Raw genomic sequence first — 16,391 nt, forward strand, 5'->3', positions numbered from 1 at the left:
GGTTCAATCCCTCAATGATGCCTGGAATCGCTCTTTTAATGCCTCTACACATCTGGCAACGGTAGCGGCAATCTCCTCTTCTTCGAGTGTACGGCTGGTATCCTGAAGGATCAGGCTAATGGCAAGGCTCTTATACCCTTCCGCTACACCCTTACCGCGGTACACGTCAAATAAGTTTACGCCAACTACCTGATTTACGCCAACTTTCTTACATTCGCCCAAAACATCTGCTGCAGGCACATTTTCTGCGACTACGACAGCGATATCACGGCGGTTCGCCGGGAAGCGCGAAATCTCCTGAGCCTGAGGCACCACGCGGTCTGCAAGCGCATTCCACTCCAGTTCAAATACCAGTGTGCGGCCGTTCAGATCAAGCTTACGTTCCAGTTCCGGGTGAACAACACCAATAAAACCAATGCGCTTATCTTTCAGATAAATCGCTGCAGATTGGCCTGGGTGCAGTGCAGGATTCGTTTCCGCGCGGAACTCAATGGCGGAAAGTTTACCTGTAAGTTCCAGCACGGACTCAAGATCGCCTTTTAAATCGAAGAAATCGACGCTTCCTTTCACCAGATCCCAGTGCTCGTCATAACGGTTACCGCAAATCGCGCCGGCCAGCATCACATCCTGACGGATGCCAAGATTAGCTTGCGTATCAGGTACAAAGCGCAGGCCGGTTTCGAAAATACGCACACGGCTCTGCTGACGATTCTGGTTATAAACGATAGTGCCGAGCAAACCGGTCCACAGAGAGAGGCGCATCGCCGACATCTCGCTGGAGATTGGGCTTGGCAGGATGAGTGCTTCCTCACCTGGATGAATCAGTTGCTGCAGCTTCGGATCGACAAAGCTATAAGTAATGACTTCCTGGTAGCCTTTATCGTTAAGCATGGTTTTAACACGCTTCATCGACAGGTTTGCTTCGCGGTGCTCTCCCATAATCAGGCCAGCCTGCACCGGCTCATCAGGAATATTGTTGTAGCCATAAACGCGAGCAACTTCTTCGACCAGATCTTCTTCAATTTCCATGTCGAAACGCCAGCCCGGGGCAACCGCCAGCCACTCGTCCTGGCCTTCAGTCACTTCGCAGCCCAGGCGGTTCAGAATATCGCTGACCTGTTCGTCGGCAATATGATGACCAATCAGACGATCCAGTTTGCTACGGCGCAAACGGATGGTCGCGCGTTTCGGCAGAGTGGCTTCATTAGTGACATCAATCACCGGGCCGGCGTCACCGCCGCAGATATCAAGCAGCAGACGCGTGGCGCGTTCCATCGCTTTGTATTGCAGTTGTGGATCGACACCACGCTCATAACGATGAGAAGCATCAGTATGCAAACCGTGACGGCGCGCGCGGCCAGTAATGGACAGCGGGTTGAAGAAAGCACATTCCAGCAGCACGTTCTGCGTTTCGCTGTTCACACCAGAGTGTTCACCACCGAAGATACCGCCCATTGCCAGCGCTTTGCTATGGTCGGCAATTACCAGCGTGTCTGCGTTCAGTTTGGCTTCATTACCGTCCAGCAGCACCAGAGTTTCGCCCTCTTTTGCCATACGCACCACAATGCCACCATCCAGGCGGTCGCGGTCAAACGCATGCATCGGCTGCCCCAGCTCAAGCAGAACGTAGTTGGTCACGTCCACAACGGCGTCAATCGAGCGAATGCCGCAACGGCGCAGCTTTTCTTTCATCCACAGCGGAGTTGGCGCTTTGACGTTAATCCCTTTCACTACACGGCCAAGGTAGCGCGGGCAGGCATCTGCCGCTTCCACAGTAATCGGCAGCGTATCGGCGATGGTAGCGGCAACAGGTGCGATATCCGGCGCGGTCAACGGAGATTTGTTGAGCACCGCAACATCACGCGCCACACCGATGATCCCGAGGCAATCTGCACGGTTCGGCGTCACGCTGATTTCGATGGTGTTGTCATCAAGTTTTAAATATTCACGGATATCGGTACCGATCGGCGCATCTGCTGGCAGTTCAATAATGCCGGTATGATCGTCAGAAATACCAAGCTCGGAGAAAGAGCAGAGCATGCCTTCCGACGGCTCGCCACGCAGTTTTGCCGCTTTGATTTTGAAATCGCCCGGCAGTACCGCACCAACAGTGGCGACCGCAACTTTGAGCCCGAGACGGCAGTTTGGCGCACCACAGACGATGTCCAGCAGACGCTCACCGCCCACGTTTACTTTCGTTACGCGCAGTTTGTCGGCGTTCGGGTGCTGAGCGCACTCCATCACTTCGCCAACGACCACGCCATGAAACGCACCTGCAACCGGCTCAACACCGTCGACCTCAAGACCCGCCATGGTGATTTGCCCGGACAGCGCTTCGCTATCAATGGCTGGATTAACCCATTCGCGTAACCACAGTTCACTGAATTTCATTGTTTTGCCTGCCTTTATTTAAACTGTTTGAGGAAACGCAAATCGTTTTCGAAGAACGCGCGCAAGTCGGTGACACCGTAACGGAGCATTGTCAGGCGCTCCATCCCCATACCGAATGCAAAACCTGAGTAAACTTCCGGATCAATACCGACGTTACGCAGTACGTTCGGATGCACCATCCCGCAGCCAAGAACCTCCAGCCATTTGCCGTTTTTACCCATGACATCCACTTCCGCTGAGGGCTCAGTAAACGGGAAATAGGACGGGCGGAAACGGATCTGCAAATCTTCTTCAAAGAAGTTACGCAGGAAGTCGTGCAGCGTACCTTTCAGATTGGTGAAGCTGATATTTTTATCAACAATCAGCCCTTCCATCTGATGGAACATCGGTGTGTGCGTCTGGTCGTAGTCGTTACGATATACACGGCCCGGCGCAATAATGCGGATCGGCGGCTGCTGATTTTCCATCGTGCGGATCTGCACGCCTGAAGTCTGGGTACGCAACAGACGGGTTGCGTCAAACCAGAAGGTGTCGTGATCGGCACGCGCCGGGTGGTGGCCCGGGATGTTCAACGCATCGAAGTTATGGTAATCATCTTCGATTTCCGGCCCCGTGGCGACAGTAAAGCCAAGCTCACCAAAGAAACTTTCGATGCGGTCGATTGTGCGAGTCACCGGATGCAAACCGCCATTCTCCACGCGACGCCCCGGCAGCGACACATCAATAGTTTCGGCAGCCAGGCGTGCATTCAATGCAGCATTTTCAAGATCCGATTTACGCGCGTTCAGCGCTTGCTGCACTTGCTCTTTCGCTTCGTTGATCACCGCACCCGCAGCCGGGCGCTCTTCTGGCGGCAGCTCACGCAGGGTGGTCATCTGAAGGGTCAGGTGCCCTTTCTTGCCCAGGTATTCGACGCGTACGTTGTCCAGCGCGGCGACATCTGAAGCATCGTTAATGGCTGCCTTCGCACTGGCAACCAGCTCTGCGAGATGTGACATGGTTTTCCTCGTTATATGACGATATTTACAAGCGGCAGATACAAAAAAAGCCTCCACAAGGGAGGCTTTCTGGCGCTGTTTTCCGTTTCTTCTTTCACGCGCTAGCCTCCCGGATTCAGGTGCTAAAGTAAAAAAAGAAGCGGAAAATAGCAGCATTCATGCTTGCGTTACCTTAACAGGGTAAGTGGCGGCGATGGCTTATTGAAAACGCATCACGGCAAAATGTCAATGCATTGATAATGTTAAAGCAAAAGAGGGAGCTACGCTCCCTCTCTTAAACTGGCTTACGCCAGAGCTGCTTTCGCTTTTTCAACCAGGGCAGTAAATGCCACTTTGTCGAATACTGCGATGTCAGCCAGGATCTTACGGTCGATTTCAACAGAGGCTTTTTTCAGGCCATTGATGAATTTGCTGTAAGAAATACCGTTCTGACGTGCTGCTGCGTTGATACGTGCAATCCACAGTTGACGGAACTGACGCTTTTTCTGACGACGGTCACGATAAGCGTACTGACCAGCTTTGATAACAGCCTGGAAGGCAACACGGTAAACGCGTGAACGCGCGCCGTAGTAACCTTTAGCTTGTTTCAAAATTTTCTTATGACGTGCACGTGCAATCACACCACGTTTTACGCGAGCCATATGCTCTCTCCTGTATCTATATTCTTAAAAAAGTTAAAAGGTTAACGACTTATGCGTACGGCAGGCACGCGATTACCAGGCCCAGATCGCCTTTAGAAACCATGGCTTTCGGACGCAGGTGACGTTTACGCTTGGTAGCTTTTTTGGTCAGAATATGACGCAGGTTAGCGTGCTTGTGCTTAAATCCACCTTTACCGGTTTTTTTGAAGCGCTTAGCAGCACCGCGTACGGTCTTAATTTTTGGCATTTTTTAACTTCCACTTCGCATTGTTAATAAACGAAACAAAGGCGAACTAAACCCGTGAGCTTGTGGCCCACAGGTTTAGTTACTTGATGGCCTTACTGTTTCTTCTTCGGAGCAAGCACCATAATCATCTGGCGGCCTTCGATCTTCGTTGGGAAGGATTCGACTACTGCCAGTTCAACCAGATCTTCTTTCACGCGATTAAGCACTTCCATACCGATCTGTTGGTGGGCCATCTCACGACCGCGGAAACGCAGCGTGATTTTGGCCTTATCGCCCTCTTCGAGAAAGCGAATCAGGCTGCGGAGTTTTACCTGATAGTCGCCTTCATCTGTACCAGGTCGGAATTTGATTTCCTTAACCTGAATAACTTTTTGCTTCTTCTTCTGTTCCTTAGAAGATTTGCTCTTTTCATAGAGGAACTTGCCGTAATCCATTATACGGCAAACGGGCGGCTCGGCGTTAGGGCTAATTTCGACTAAATCGACCCCGGCTTCTTCAGCTTTTTCCAGAGCTTCTCTGAGACTCACAATACCAAGCTGCTCGCCTTCCAGACCTGTTAAGCGAACTTCCGTGGCGCGAATCTCGCCATTAATACGATTGGGACGCGCCGTTTGAACTCGTTTTCCGCCTTTAATACCTTATTCCTCCAGTTGTTGAAGACTGCGGCTGCGAATCTCTTGTTGCAGCTTCTCGATAACATCATTTACGTCCAGGCTACCCAAGTCTTTACCGCGACGGGTACGCACAGCTACTTTGCCGGCTTCAACCTCTTTGTCACCACAAACCAGCATATAAGGGACGCGACGTAAAGTGTGCTCGCGGATTTTAAAGCCAATCTTCTCGTTTCTCAAGTCTGCTTTTACACGAATGCCCGCATTTTGCAGTTTACGGGTCAATTCGTTAACGTATTCAGCCTGTGAATCAGTGATGTTCATCACAACTACCTGCACTGGTGCAAGCCAGGTTGGGAAGAAGCCTGCAAATTCTTCAGTCAGGATGCCGATAAAGCGCTCCAGAGAACCAAGAATTGCACGGTGAATCATCACTGGGACTTGTCGCTCATTACTTTCGCCAACATAAGAGGCGTTCAGACGAGACGGCAAGGAGAAGTCCAGTTGGACAGTACCGCACTGCCATGCACGATCGAGGCAGTCATACAGGGTAAATTCGATTTTCGGACCGTAGAATGCGCCTTCACCCAGCTGATACTCAAATGGGATATTATTCTCTTCCAGCGCCACAGCCAGGTCCGCCTCAGCACGATCCCACATCTCGTCACTACCGATACGTTTTTCCGGACGAGTGGAGAGCTTGACGACGATCTTCTCGAAGCCAAAGGTGCTGTACATATCGTAGACCAAACGAATACAAGCGTTCACTTCATCACGCACCTGCTCTTCTGTACAGAAGATGTGGGCGTCATCCTGAGTGAAACCGCGTACGCGCATTAAGCCATGCAGAGCGCCTGACGGCTCGTTACGATGGCAACTACCGAACTCCGCCATACGTAAAGGCAGATCGCGGTAAGATTTTAAGCCCTGGTTAAAGATCTGTACGTGACCCGGGCAGTTCATCGGCTTGATGCAATATTCACGGTTCTCAGAAGACGTCGTAAACATGGCATCTTTGTAGTTGTCCCAGTGACCGGTTTTTTCCCACAGCACACGGTCCATCATGAACGGGCCTTTTACTTCCTGATACTGGTACTCTTTCAGTTTAGAACGTACGAAAGTTTCCAGTTCACGGAAGATAGTCCAGCCATCGTTATGCCAGAACACCATACCTGGTGCTTCTTCCTGCATGTGATACAGATCGAGTTGCTTACCGATTTTACGATGATCGCGTTTTGCCGCTTCTTCCAGACGTTGCAGATACGCGTTCAGCGCTTTTTTATCTGCCCACGCGGTGCCATAGATACGCTGCAGCATTTTATTATTGCTGTCGCCGCGCCAGTAAGCACCTGCTGTTTTCATCAATTTGAAATGATGGCAGAAACGCATGTTCGGCACGTGCGGGCCACGGCACATGTCGACATATTCCTGATGATGATACAAGCCAGGTTTGTCATCATGGGCAATATTTTCATCAAGGATCGAAACTTTATAGCTTTCGCCGCGTTTAACAAACGTCTCGCGCGCCTCTTTCCAGCTTACTTTCTGCTTGATGACATCGTAGTTCGTTTCGGCGAGCTCATGCATACGCTTTTCGAGCGCGTCGATATCTTCCTGGGTCAGCGTATGGTCAAGATCAACGTCATAGTAGAAACCGTTATCAATAACCGGACCAATAGCCATTTTGGTGTTGGGCCAAAGTTGCTTAATCGCATGACCTAACAGATGCGCACAGGAGTGACGGATGATTTCCAGACCGTCCTCATCTTTTGCGGTGATGATGGCAAGTTTGGCATCGCTGTCAATCACATCGCATGCATCTACCAGTTCACCGTTGACGCGGCCAGCGATGCAGGCTTTCGCCAGTCCCGGACCAATATCCAGCGCAACATCCATTGGGCTTACAGCGTGGTCGTAATGGCGTTGACTGCCATCAGGAAGAGTAATTACAGGCATTTCATTTCCTTAATTTGCAGTGGTGCCCCACACGAAAGAGCACATACAAAATGAGAGATCAAAGATATAACAGCCGCGACGATAAGTTTTCTCGCTTCACTCTGCGGAATCTGTACAGCGTAGAGATCAACTGCTACCTGATACCCTTACCTGCCGCTGTTAAGTACCCGGCAATAGTACACATTTGCGAAGGGGGTTGAAAGGATTAGTGTGACTCAGCTCAAGAGTGCGGCTTTATTGCAGTTTCAAAACTCCGCACAGAAAACGTTTCAAAAACAACCACTCAACCTAAGGATTATCTGATTTTTTACCAAATTCTTGACATAGCGGTATCTCAAGCCGTTTATTTGGCTACCCGTTAACACCTAACCTACTGATAAAGCATGGTAATTCTTTACTTCGTTATTATTTTCGCGCTTCTCGCGATCATTATTTTTTCGTTTTATAAGCACCACAGCATGAAGTCATCCCGCGCCCTTCCGGGCCGTTACAAGAAACGGCGTCAATAACGCCACCTTCGTTGACCAGGCATGACTGTTCAGAAAGGCACGCTCGTGCCTTTCTTTATCAAATCCACCCTGTTTTTTCAGGCGTTGTAACCTAAAGCGCGGATCACGGTTTCCATCGCTTCTTGCGTTAGCTCGGATCGCTTAATTTTCGTATTGGCCAGCATGGTTCTGACCACCCCGGCAATCACAATATGTTTGGGTTCTTGTCCGAGATCGCGCATTTCCAGCACGACTTTCCCCACTACACGGCACATCTCTTCATATAACGCTTCGTCTTTTGACGTCCCCATTTCACCTCCGGTAGCGATGGTTTTGATAAGCAGGATGCCTTACGTAGAAAGCGACCTGCATCTGTAAAAAGAGTCAGTAAAGCATATTGTTACCAACATCTGTACACTGCGACTGTCCACCTGACAGCATGAAGAGGCTACGCAAGCGGCTTTTTTCTGTGCGTCATCTATTTTCAGGCACTTGCACAAAGTTAAATTTGCCGGCGAATTTACCTTAAAGTTAATCAGCCCCTTGCCGATGATTAATTCATTAGCGGTCTGAATGAATTAATGACGGTAATGCAGGCAATCAATCATAATGAGTTTATCGGGCTGAACCTCACCGCCCGAAAAAAAACGTCCTCTTCGCTTCAGGAAAGTATTGAACGTCTGTCATCGGGGTTGCGCATTAATGGCGCGAAAGATGATGCTGCCGGGCAGTCTATCGCTAACCGCATGCGATCTAACGCCAGTGCAGACAGAGTGGTATCACGCGGTCTTGATGATGCTATCAGTATGGCGCAGACCGCAGATGGCAGCCTGAGCACGGTTAGCGAACTTTTGATCCGGGCGAAAAGCCTGTCCATACAATCCGGAAACAGCACGCTCTCAGAGAATGACCGGCAAAGCATTCAGAACGAATATCAAAATATTCTTAACAATATTCAGTCAATCTCAGAGGGTACCGAGATTTTTGGACGCTACCCATTGGCTACTGATTCACCCGAACTGCCACCGGAGTTGATTGGTGATGTGCCGCCATTAAACGTCAAGTTTCCGGTTCAGGGTACCAATTATTCGTTCAGTTCAGGCATTGTCTCGCTGGCCTACATCCCTGCCGGTTCGACGAATATTGCTATTACTATTGATTCACTGGGCCTGGATGATGACATTCAGTTATTCACGCGCGACGGCAAGCATCTGGCCGGTACACCAATTAACGGCACAGCGCCGGACTATACATGGAAAAGTCGTGGCATCACGGATTCAGCGAAAGCGACCAGCCGGGTTCTGACCGAAGCCAACGGTTTTGCGCATGGTGCTACCTACGACGATTCTTTACTGATTGACGGGGGCGCAGCCTGGGCGCTAAACGGTAGCGAAACGCTGAATTACAATGGTATGGCTATTGCTTACAGCGGCGATGGTGACCGTTACGAACCTGGCAACGCCTACAACGATGGTAGCAACGGTTCAAACCGACTTGAGCGCGTAAAGATCGATAACGTTACGGAAGATTTGGTGGTGATGATCGTCGGCAGTGGCTCTTTCACCAGCAACTTAACCTGGGGAACTCTGCCAAAACCAACAATAACGCCAGCGGAACCGCCAAAGCAGAGTCGCCCGTGGGAGGTCGTAACCAGCGCGAACGTTGGGGATGATATTCAATCTGTAACCATGCCAACCACGCCGGCTGATGTGAAATCACTGGGTTTAAACGCGACATCCTTGCAAACGGCGGCCTCAGCACGTGTCGCAATGGGTGCGCTTGACAAAGCACTCGAGAAAGTAAGCACCTGGCGCGCGCAATATGGCGCGTATATCAATCGTTTTGAATCGAATAAATCGGTACTGGCACAGCAAAACGTTGCAACACAAGCGGCGAAGAGCCGGATTGAAGATGCGGATTACGCGCTGGAAGTCAGTAAGATGGCAAAAGCGCAGATATTACAGCAGAGCCAGGATATGGTGCTAAAAGTCGCTAACCAGTCTGCAGAAAATATTCTGGCGCTTCTTCGTAGCTAACATTGTATTTTCACTTCATTTAATAACAGCACTTAATAACAAAATCATTTTTCGCCCGCAGCGAAATAACCTTATCTTACAAAATCCACATTGCCGCACAAATACAAAAAACCGGTACGACTTAATCCGGTTTTTTCAAAGTTAATGAATTAACTCAGAATGTATTTAGTTCCACTCACCCGCGACCAGGGTATGCGCATTAAACGCAGTATCATTTGAGCCCTGAGTTGATGGAGACACCGGAACCATATTGGAACCCGCTTCAATATTGGTGATGTTAGTGTTAGTCTGACTGGCAGTTGCTGTAGGCTGAGCCGCGAAAACGCCAAAAGAGAGTGCAGAAAGCACGACGGCGACCGCAGCGGTTTTGATTTTTTTCATAATTAAATTCTCATTCTTGAATAACAACATTAACTGGCTGGGCTTTTTTTGCCCGTATTGTTAGTGTAGATCTGGATCACACTTTTGCACAGTCAATTTATTTATCTATTCGTGTCAAATAAACTGAATGTGTAACCCAAATATTAATTGTGAGTAAATTATGAAGAGAAAAGAATACTTAAACGAAATTGAAAATTGAATGGTGGAATGAAAAGAGCACAAATTAACAAATAAAAGATGGGCCGATATTTTCGGCCCAACGAATTACATTTTATAGCCTAACGTTACCGTCGTTCTGCGATCGGTATGATCCGGCGCCGTTGACGGTGGCTGGGAGTTCCAGGTCAGGTTATACGCGACTTTAAGAGCAAAGTGCGCGTTAATCGCTACGTTCAGCGCTGTTTCTGAGTTCACGGTAGTATCGTCCGCACCAAATACGGAAACGCCCTGCGTGAATTTCGTGGTATCGGTCATCTGCCAGGCGTAGGTGCCGGAAGCATAACCGAGCCCGGTCGTTTTCGTGTTGCCGTCGGTGTACTTGTCATAACGAACACCAGGACCGAATTCAAAGCGCAGGCTGTGAACCGGACCATTCAGGAACTGACGACCATAACCAGCAGTCAGCACATCGCGATCGCTATAGCCGTTATAGCGGTCAGTTAACCAGCTCGCCTGGCCAAACAGATAGTCATAATCCGTCATGTTATAACGGCTACGGCCACCTACTGCGTATTTTTCAGACGAACGTACATCATTTGAAGATGTATTGCTGGCGTTGCCCCACAAAGACCAGGCGGTAGTATCGCCGTACCAGGTCAGGGTGGAATCAGCAGTCAAAGAGGAGCTCTTTGTATTGCCGGACTGAGCCAGGTAACCACCGTTTACACTGCCTTCAAACGGCGCTTTAGCGGTAGAGGGATCATCCATGACAGTAAAAACGGTATCATCTGCAAGCGCGTGCATTGATACAAACACACCCGCCGCCATCATAAGCACGGGTACTGTCTTCAAAAGCTTCATTTATTTAGAGTCCGAACAGCAAAAAAAGAGACCAACACGGTCCCGGAAACTTTCAATAGGATCAATGACCAGCGGTCCAAAGAAAGGTAACAAATTATAAAAAGGCCGCTTAAACATATCAATGAAATCTTATTTGATTTTTTGAATAAGAGGGATCTTAAAACAGCACAAACGGTTATTAATCACCGCTGCGCATTAAATCAATATCATTTTGAAATCATGCCCTTAATTCCTTTCCCTTCTGCCTGAACAGTGCCAGGCTTACACCAGTCTGAGAAAAAGGAGGTCATCATGGCAGCTATATACACCCTTACGCTGGCGCCTTCGCTTGATAGTGCGACACTGACGCCACAAATTTATCCCGAAGGTAAACTGCGTTGTACGGCGCCCGTTTTTGAGCCTGGCGGCGGCGGTATTAATGTTGCACGCGCAATTGCCCATCTGGGCGGTAAAGCAACAGCAATATTTCCAGCTGGTGGCGCAACGGGCGAGCATCTCACCGCATTGCTGGCAGATGAAAACGTACCGACCGTAACCGTAGCCACACAAGACTGGACGCGGCAGAACCTGCACGTTCATGTCGAATCCAGCGGTGAGCAATACCGGTTTGTCATGCCTGGTGCCGCGTTGAACGAAGACGAGTTTCGCCAGATAGAAGAGAAAGTCCTGACTATTGAGCGCGGTGCGATTTTGGTGATAAGCGGCAGCCTGCCCCCTGGCGTTCAGGTTGAAAAGCTGACGCAGTTAATTAAGGCCGCGCAAAAACAGGGAATTCGCTGCATTGTCGATAGCTCGGGCGAGGCACTAACCGCAGCGCTCGCAATTGGCAATATCGAGCTGGTAAAGCCCAACCAGAAGGAGTTAAGTGCGCTGGTCGGTAGAGAGCTCACCCAGCCTGATGACGTGCGCAAGGCCGCGCAGGAGATCGTTCGAACGGGCAAAGCCTTGCGCGTGGTCGTCTCCCTTGGCCCGCAGGGCGCGCTGGGGGTAGATGCTGAAAACTGTGTTCAGGTCGTACCGCCGCCGATGAAAAGCCAAAGCACGGTGGGGGCTGGCGACAGCATGGTTGGCGCAATGACGCTCAAACTTGCACAAGATGCGCCTTTTGATGACATGGTTCGTTTCGGCGTCGCCGCCGGGAGTGCAGCCACCATCAACCAGGGGACTCGCTTGTGCGCGCAGCAAGACACGCAAAAGATCTACGACTATTTGTGCCATGCCTGACATACCCCCCCTTCCGGCTGGAAGGGGAAATATCAAATATCTCCGCGGTGGTCGACAAATGTCACTCGCCGTCTATGCTAAAAAAACATCAAGATAACAATGAGGTGAAAGATGGGCAGCGATGGCATCACCCGCTACGTAGTTGAGGTCAAATTTCATGACCAGACGCTGACAGACATCAACGAGATCAATAACCACTTTACACGTGCCGGCTTTCTCCTCACGATGGCGGATGATAACGGCAACGTACATGACCTTGGCACCAATACGTTCGGTTTCATCAGTGCGCTAAATGAAAAAGAGGTTCATGCGCTGGCAAGTGGGCTTGCTGAAAGCGCCGTGGACGAAGAGACGGAAATCACTGTCACCACCTGGGAAGCGTTCCAGAAACAGGAACATTAAGTGCCTTTCCACCGTTGCGTATGCCGGGCGTGCGTTAAGTCGGATTTTTCAACAGCTGTAGTGCGCTAACCTTATGATCTGGCTGATTACATGGGAGAGACATCATGTGGCAAGCGATAAGTGGTCTGTTAAGCGAACAACTGGGTGAAGGCGAAATTGAACAACGCGATGAACTGCCCGGTGGCGAAATCCATGCCGCGTGGCACGTACGCTACGCCGGGCGCGATCTCTTCGTAAAGTGTGATGATCGCGCACTGCTCCCCATTTTTACGGCCGAAGCCGATCAGCTCGCCCTATTGGCACGCAGTAATACCGTGCGTGTCCCTGAGGTTTGGGCAGTGGGAAGCGACCGCGACTACAGTTTTCTGGTTATGGAGTATCTTCCTGCCCGCCCGCTTGATGCGCACAGCGCGTTCCTGCTGGGTCAGCAGCTAGCGCGTCTGCACCAGTGGAGCGATCAGCCGCAGTTTGGCCTTGATTTTGACAACGATCTTTCCACCACGCCGCAGCCCAACGCCTGGCAGCGCCGCTGGTCAACGTTTTTTGCGGAGCAACGCATTGGCTGGCAGTTAGAGCTGGCGGCGGAAAGAGGGCTGGAGTTTGGCAACATTGATGCGATTGTCGAACACGTTCAGCAACGGCTGAGTTCTCACCAACCGCAAGCCTCACTATTGCATGGCGATCTTTGGTCGGCCAACTGCGCACTTGGGCCTAACGGTCCGTACATTTACGACCCGGCTTGCTACTGGGGCGACCGTGAGTGTGACCTGGCGATGCTGCCGCTACACCCGGACCAGCCGCCGCAAATCTATGACGGTTACCAGTCCATCTCCCCGCTTCCCTCTGATTTCCTCGATCGCCAACCCCTTTATCAGCTTTACACCTTGTTTAATCGGGCAATCTTATTCGGTGGCGAACATCTGGTGAATGCGCAAAAAGCGCTGGATCGTGTGCTGGCGGCGTGAGTGTTGTTCTCAGACCCGGGGCGCAACGCCCCGGGTCTGAGGTGTTACAGAAAACCGAGCAGCGTAAAGAAGAAATAGCCTGCAACAATGATTATCACCGGTAATACATAGAGCGGGAAAATTTGCAGAAAGATGGTGTGATGTGGCACCACAATGCGTGCTTCAATCTGCTCACGCGTTAACCCTTCCGGTCCTTTGGCTTTCTCGAGGATCATCTGATTTTCCACGCCTTCACGCAGAAAACGCGCCTGGCGACTCATGCGCGCACCGGACGCCTGCAGCGCCAGCCCGACAAAGATCAGTACATAGATAATCCAGAACATGATGTTCAGACTTTGGTGGAAATCAGGCGTTGGCGAGTTGTACCAAAAAAGATTCAGGAATGGCGTGTTAAAACGCATCATCTCAATGATCACATGGGCGAAATCAAGCATCACGGCATTGATGCCCGGCTGTTTTTCGCTGTGATCGTACATAAACTTCAGTACAGAAATTATGGTCGAAATGACGGCTGGAATAAAAATCACCCAACCCAGAACGCGTTTCAGTACAGCGATGCGTCCAGCTTGTTGATACGTCATGGATTCCCCTTGTAAGTGACGCACTGTTTGCGCCTTAGTCTACCTGCTGATAACCATTTTCGCCTGATCTTTAAAGGCAGTATGATGAATGCTTAACCATAATTTCGCTTTTATCCTTGCAAAATCCGTGAATAGAGAGGTGTTATGTCTGCCCCGCGTCAAATTCTTGCTGCCATTTTTGATATGGATGGATTACTGATTGACTCTGAACCGCTCTGGGATCGCGCCGAACTCGACGTTGTAGCAAGCCTTGGCGTCGACATTTCAAGGCGCAATGAGTTGCCGGATACGCTTGGCCTGCGCATCGATATGGTGGTTGAACTGTGGTATGCCCAGCAGCCGTGGAATGGTCCGAGCCGTCAGGAAGTCACCGACAGAATCATTCAGCGCGCTATCTCACTGGTTGAAGAAAAGCGCCCGTTGCTGCCAGGTGTACATGAAGCCATCGCGCTATGTAAGAACAGCGGACTGGCGGTTGGGCTGGCATCCGCGTCGCCGCTACACATGCTGGAAAAAGTGCTGACCATGTTCGATCTGCGCGACAGTTTCGATGCACTCGCCTCAGCAGAAAAGTTACCCTACAGCAAGCCGCACCCGCAGGTTTATCTGGACTGTGCGGCAAAGCTGGGTGTCGACCCGCTCACGTGTGTGGCGCTGGAAGATTCAGTTAACGGCATGATTGCCAGCAAAGCAGCGCGGATGCGTTCCATCGTTGTGCCGGATGCCGAACATCGCGCTGACCCGCGCTACGTGCTTGCTAACGTAAAACTCGAAAGCCTCGAACAGCTCACGCTCGCACATCTGCTCGGTTAATTCTCCTGCGGGGTGATACAAATCACCCCATTACCTCTCATTTTTTGAAACACCATTTCATTTTTATTTGTATTTTCTTTATCCGCCTTCTATCCTGATCTTCAGGCGCAGATGCCCAGACAACAATTTAAAACGCCGGAGTAAATATGATACTGGAAGCCTTTAAGCTTGCGGGTAAAGTGGCTATCGTCACCGGGTGCGACACCGGGCTGGGTCAGGGAATGGCATTAGGGCTTGCGGAAGCGGGCTGCGATATTGTCGGTGTTGGCCGCAAAGTGCCGCAGGAAACCGCTTCCCGCGTGCAGGCGTTGGGACGCCGTTTCCATGCTATTCAGGCCGACCTTCGCCACCAGCATGGCCTTGATGAGGTGGTTAAGCAAGCCGTTGCGACATTTGGGTACATCAACATTCTGGTGAATAACGCGGGCACGATCCGCCGCTGCGATGCCCTTGATTTCAGTGAGCAAGACTGGGATGACGTGATGAACCTGAACCTGAAAACGGTCTTTTTTCTCTCTCAGGCGGTGGCACGGCAATTTATCGCTCAAGGTAATGGCGGGAAAATCATTAACATCGCCTCGATGCTCTCGTACCAGGGCGGTATCCGCGTGCCTTCATATACGGCGTCCAAGAGCGGGGTCATGGGGCTGACACGTTTACTGGCAAACGAATGGGCGCCCCATCAGATTAACGTGAACGCGATTGCACCCGGTTATATGGCGACCAATAACACGCAGCAATTGCGGGAAGATGCGGAGCGCAGTCAGGAGATCCTTGACCGTATTCCCGCCGGGCGCTGGGGAGAACCAGAAGATCTGAAAGGCGCGGCGGTGTTTCTGGCCTCAAAAGCGGCGGATTATATTAATGGTTACACCCTTGCCGTCGATGGTGGCTGGCTGGCGCGTTAAACGTTCAGGATTGTGACAAAGAGTTACACCGTCACCTCTTCCGCCTACTGTACAAACATCCTATACTGTATGCATCGACAGTTGAGTGAGTTTGACCATGACGGCGGAAGGACACCTGCTTTTTTCCATTGCTTGCGCGGTGTTTTCCAAAAACGCTGAGTTAACGCCCGTCCTCGCCCAAGGTGACTGGTGGCATATTGTCCCGTCCGCTATTCTCACCTGCCTGCTGCCGGATATCGACCATCCCAAATCCTTTCTCGGGCAGCGTCTGAAGTGGATATCAAAACCTGTCGCCCGCGCTTTCGGGCATCGCGGATTTACGCATAGCCTGCTGGCGGTTTTTCTGGCACTGACGCTCTTTTATTTAAAAGTACCAGAAAGCTGGATAGTGCCCGCCGATGCGTTACAGGGAATGGTGGTCGGTTATCTCAGCCATATTCTGGCGGACATGCTTACTCCTGCGGGTGTACCGCTGCTCTGGCCCTGCCGCTGGCGCTTTCGCCTGCCGCTGCTGGTGCCGCAAAAAGGTAATCAACTGGAGCGCGTATTATGTATGGCACTCTTTACTTATGCGGTATGGATGCCGCAAACATTGCCCGAAAACGGTGCAGTTCGCTGGTCATCACAAATGATTACGTCGCTGCAAAATCAGTTTAATCGCTTTATTCACCAGCAATCTGAGCATTAAATCGTCATTTCTCCTTATTTCGATATAACCCATTCCATTTG

18 protein-coding genes and 1 other annotated feature are annotated in these 16,391 nt (G+C 50.7%); of the genes, 7 read left to right on the top strand and 11 right to left on the bottom strand.

The window, feature by feature from the left end; translation table 11 throughout:
• Positions 1-3: 3 nt before the first annotated feature.
• The 8 genes from pheT to fumD all read right to left on the bottom strand — a co-directional run bounded on the left by pheT (position 4) and on the right by fumD (position 7,643).
• Complete coding sequence (pheT, locus tag M8Q36_RS19985; RefSeq protein WP_249882104.1) at positions 4-2,391, bottom strand: phenylalanine--tRNA ligase subunit beta; 2,388 nt, start codon at positions 2,389-2,391, stop codon at positions 4-6.
• Positions 2,392-2,405: 14 nt separating this feature from the next.
• Positions 2,406-3,389 carry a phenylalanine--tRNA ligase subunit alpha gene (gene pheS / locus M8Q36_RS19990; RefSeq protein ID WP_007374647.1) on the bottom strand — a complete coding sequence of 328 codons (984 nt, stop codon included), beginning with the start codon at positions 3,387-3,389 and terminating at the stop codon, positions 2,406-2,408.
• A 40-nt stretch (positions 3,390-3,429) separates the two neighbouring features.
• Positions 3,430-3,554 (bottom strand) — a sequence feature (Phe leader region).
• Positions 3,505-3,549, bottom strand: a complete 45-nt coding sequence (pheM, locus tag M8Q36_RS19995; protein ID WP_001386830.1) for a pheST operon leader peptide PheM — start codon at positions 3,547-3,549, stop codon at positions 3,505-3,507. It overlaps the preceding feature by 45 nt.
• A 119-nt stretch (positions 3,555-3,673) precedes the next feature.
• Positions 3,674-4,030, bottom strand: a complete 357-nt coding sequence (gene rplT / locus M8Q36_RS20000; RefSeq protein WP_013366084.1) for a 50S ribosomal protein L20 — start codon at positions 4,028-4,030, stop codon at positions 3,674-3,676.
• Between the two features lie 49 nt (positions 4,031-4,079).
• The gene (rpmI, locus tag M8Q36_RS20005) at positions 4,080-4,277 is read right to left on the bottom strand and encodes a 50S ribosomal protein L35 (protein WP_001124225.1); all 198 of its coding nucleotides are present in this window, start codon (positions 4,275-4,277) and stop codon (positions 4,080-4,082) included.
• Between the two features lie 92 nt (positions 4,278-4,369).
• Positions 4,370-4,912: a translation initiation factor IF-3 gene (gene infC / locus M8Q36_RS20010; protein ID WP_071908164.1), complete on the bottom strand. Its 543-nt coding sequence runs from the start codon at positions 4,910-4,912 to the stop codon at positions 4,370-4,372.
• A gap of 3 nt (positions 4,913-4,915) precedes the next feature.
• Positions 4,916-6,844: a threonine--tRNA ligase gene (gene thrS, locus M8Q36_RS20015; RefSeq protein ID WP_017456552.1), complete on the bottom strand. Its 1,929-nt coding sequence runs from the start codon at positions 6,842-6,844 to the stop codon at positions 4,916-4,918.
• A 586-nt stretch (positions 6,845-7,430) separates the two neighbouring features.
• On the bottom strand, positions 7,431-7,643 hold the full coding sequence (fumD, locus tag M8Q36_RS20020; RefSeq protein WP_200551784.1) for a fumarate hydratase FumD: 213 nt from the start codon (positions 7,641-7,643) through the stop codon (positions 7,431-7,433).
• Between the two features lie 279 nt (positions 7,644-7,922).
• Between fumD and M8Q36_RS20025 the strand changes: the two genes are divergently transcribed.
• The gene (locus M8Q36_RS20025) at positions 7,923-9,368 is read left to right on the top strand and encodes a flagellin N-terminal helical domain-containing protein (protein ID WP_249882821.1); all 1,446 of its coding nucleotides are present in this window, start codon (positions 7,923-7,925) and stop codon (positions 9,366-9,368) included.
• A gap of 165 nt (positions 9,369-9,533) precedes the next feature.
• Here the strand turns inward: M8Q36_RS20025 and M8Q36_RS20030 are convergent, their stop codons facing one another.
• Both M8Q36_RS20030 and M8Q36_RS20035 read right to left on the bottom strand, forming a co-directional pair.
• Entirely contained in the window at positions 9,534-9,749 is a 216-nt protein-coding gene (locus M8Q36_RS20030) for a YdgH/BhsA/McbA family protein (protein ID WP_249882105.1), read from the bottom strand.
• Positions 9,750-10,013: 264 nt separating this feature from the next.
• Positions 10,014-10,769 carry a DUF481 domain-containing protein gene (locus tag M8Q36_RS20035; protein WP_249882106.1) on the bottom strand — a complete coding sequence of 252 codons (756 nt, stop codon included), beginning with the start codon at positions 10,767-10,769 and terminating at the stop codon, positions 10,014-10,016.
• A 291-nt stretch (positions 10,770-11,060) separates the two neighbouring features.
• Here M8Q36_RS20035 and pfkB point away from each other — a divergent pair, with 291 nt between their 5' ends.
• The 3 genes from pfkB (at position 11,061) to M8Q36_RS20050 (ending at position 13,360) form a co-directional block, all read left to right on the top strand.
• Positions 11,061-11,993, top strand: coding sequence for a 6-phosphofructokinase II (gene pfkB, locus M8Q36_RS20040; RefSeq protein ID WP_249882107.1), 933 nt, complete (start codon positions 11,061-11,063; stop codon positions 11,991-11,993).
• Positions 11,994-12,104: 111 nt separating this feature from the next.
• Complete coding sequence (gene ghoS, locus M8Q36_RS20045; protein WP_249882108.1) at positions 12,105-12,395, top strand: type V toxin-antitoxin system endoribonuclease antitoxin GhoS; 291 nt, start codon at positions 12,105-12,107, stop codon at positions 12,393-12,395.
• 104 nt (positions 12,396-12,499) lie between these two features.
• Positions 12,500-13,360, top strand: coding sequence for a fructosamine kinase family protein (locus M8Q36_RS20050; protein WP_249882109.1), 861 nt, complete (start codon positions 12,500-12,502; stop codon positions 13,358-13,360).
• A gap of 44 nt (positions 13,361-13,404) precedes the next feature.
• On the opposite strand, the gene M8Q36_RS20055 is transcribed toward M8Q36_RS20050, so the two are convergent.
• The gene (locus M8Q36_RS20055; RefSeq protein ID WP_017456544.1) at positions 13,405-13,941 is read right to left on the bottom strand and encodes a YniB family protein; all 537 of its coding nucleotides are present in this window, start codon (positions 13,939-13,941) and stop codon (positions 13,405-13,407) included.
• A gap of 144 nt (positions 13,942-14,085) precedes the next feature.
• On the opposite strand from M8Q36_RS20055, the gene hxpB reads away from it, so the two are divergent.
• The 3 genes from hxpB (at position 14,086) to M8Q36_RS20070 (ending at position 16,350) form a co-directional block, all read left to right on the top strand.
• The gene (gene hxpB, locus M8Q36_RS20060) at positions 14,086-14,754 is read left to right on the top strand and encodes a hexitol phosphatase HxpB (protein ID WP_017456543.1); all 669 of its coding nucleotides are present in this window, start codon (positions 14,086-14,088) and stop codon (positions 14,752-14,754) included.
• 146 nt (positions 14,755-14,900) lie between these two features.
• Positions 14,901-15,662, top strand: coding sequence for a 2-dehydro-3-deoxy-D-gluconate 5-dehydrogenase KduD (gene kduD / locus M8Q36_RS20065; protein WP_249882110.1), 762 nt, complete (start codon positions 14,901-14,903; stop codon positions 15,660-15,662).
• Positions 15,663-15,759: 97 nt separating this feature from the next.
• Entirely contained in the window at positions 15,760-16,350 is a 591-nt protein-coding gene (locus tag M8Q36_RS20070; protein WP_249882111.1) for a metal-dependent hydrolase, read from the top strand.
• Positions 16,351-16,391: the final 41 nt, after the last annotated feature.

The organism is Kosakonia sp. R1.Fl, from assembly GCF_023516815.1.
In the GTDB taxonomy this organism is placed as follows: Bacteria; Pseudomonadota; Gammaproteobacteria; order Enterobacterales; family Enterobacteriaceae; genus Kosakonia.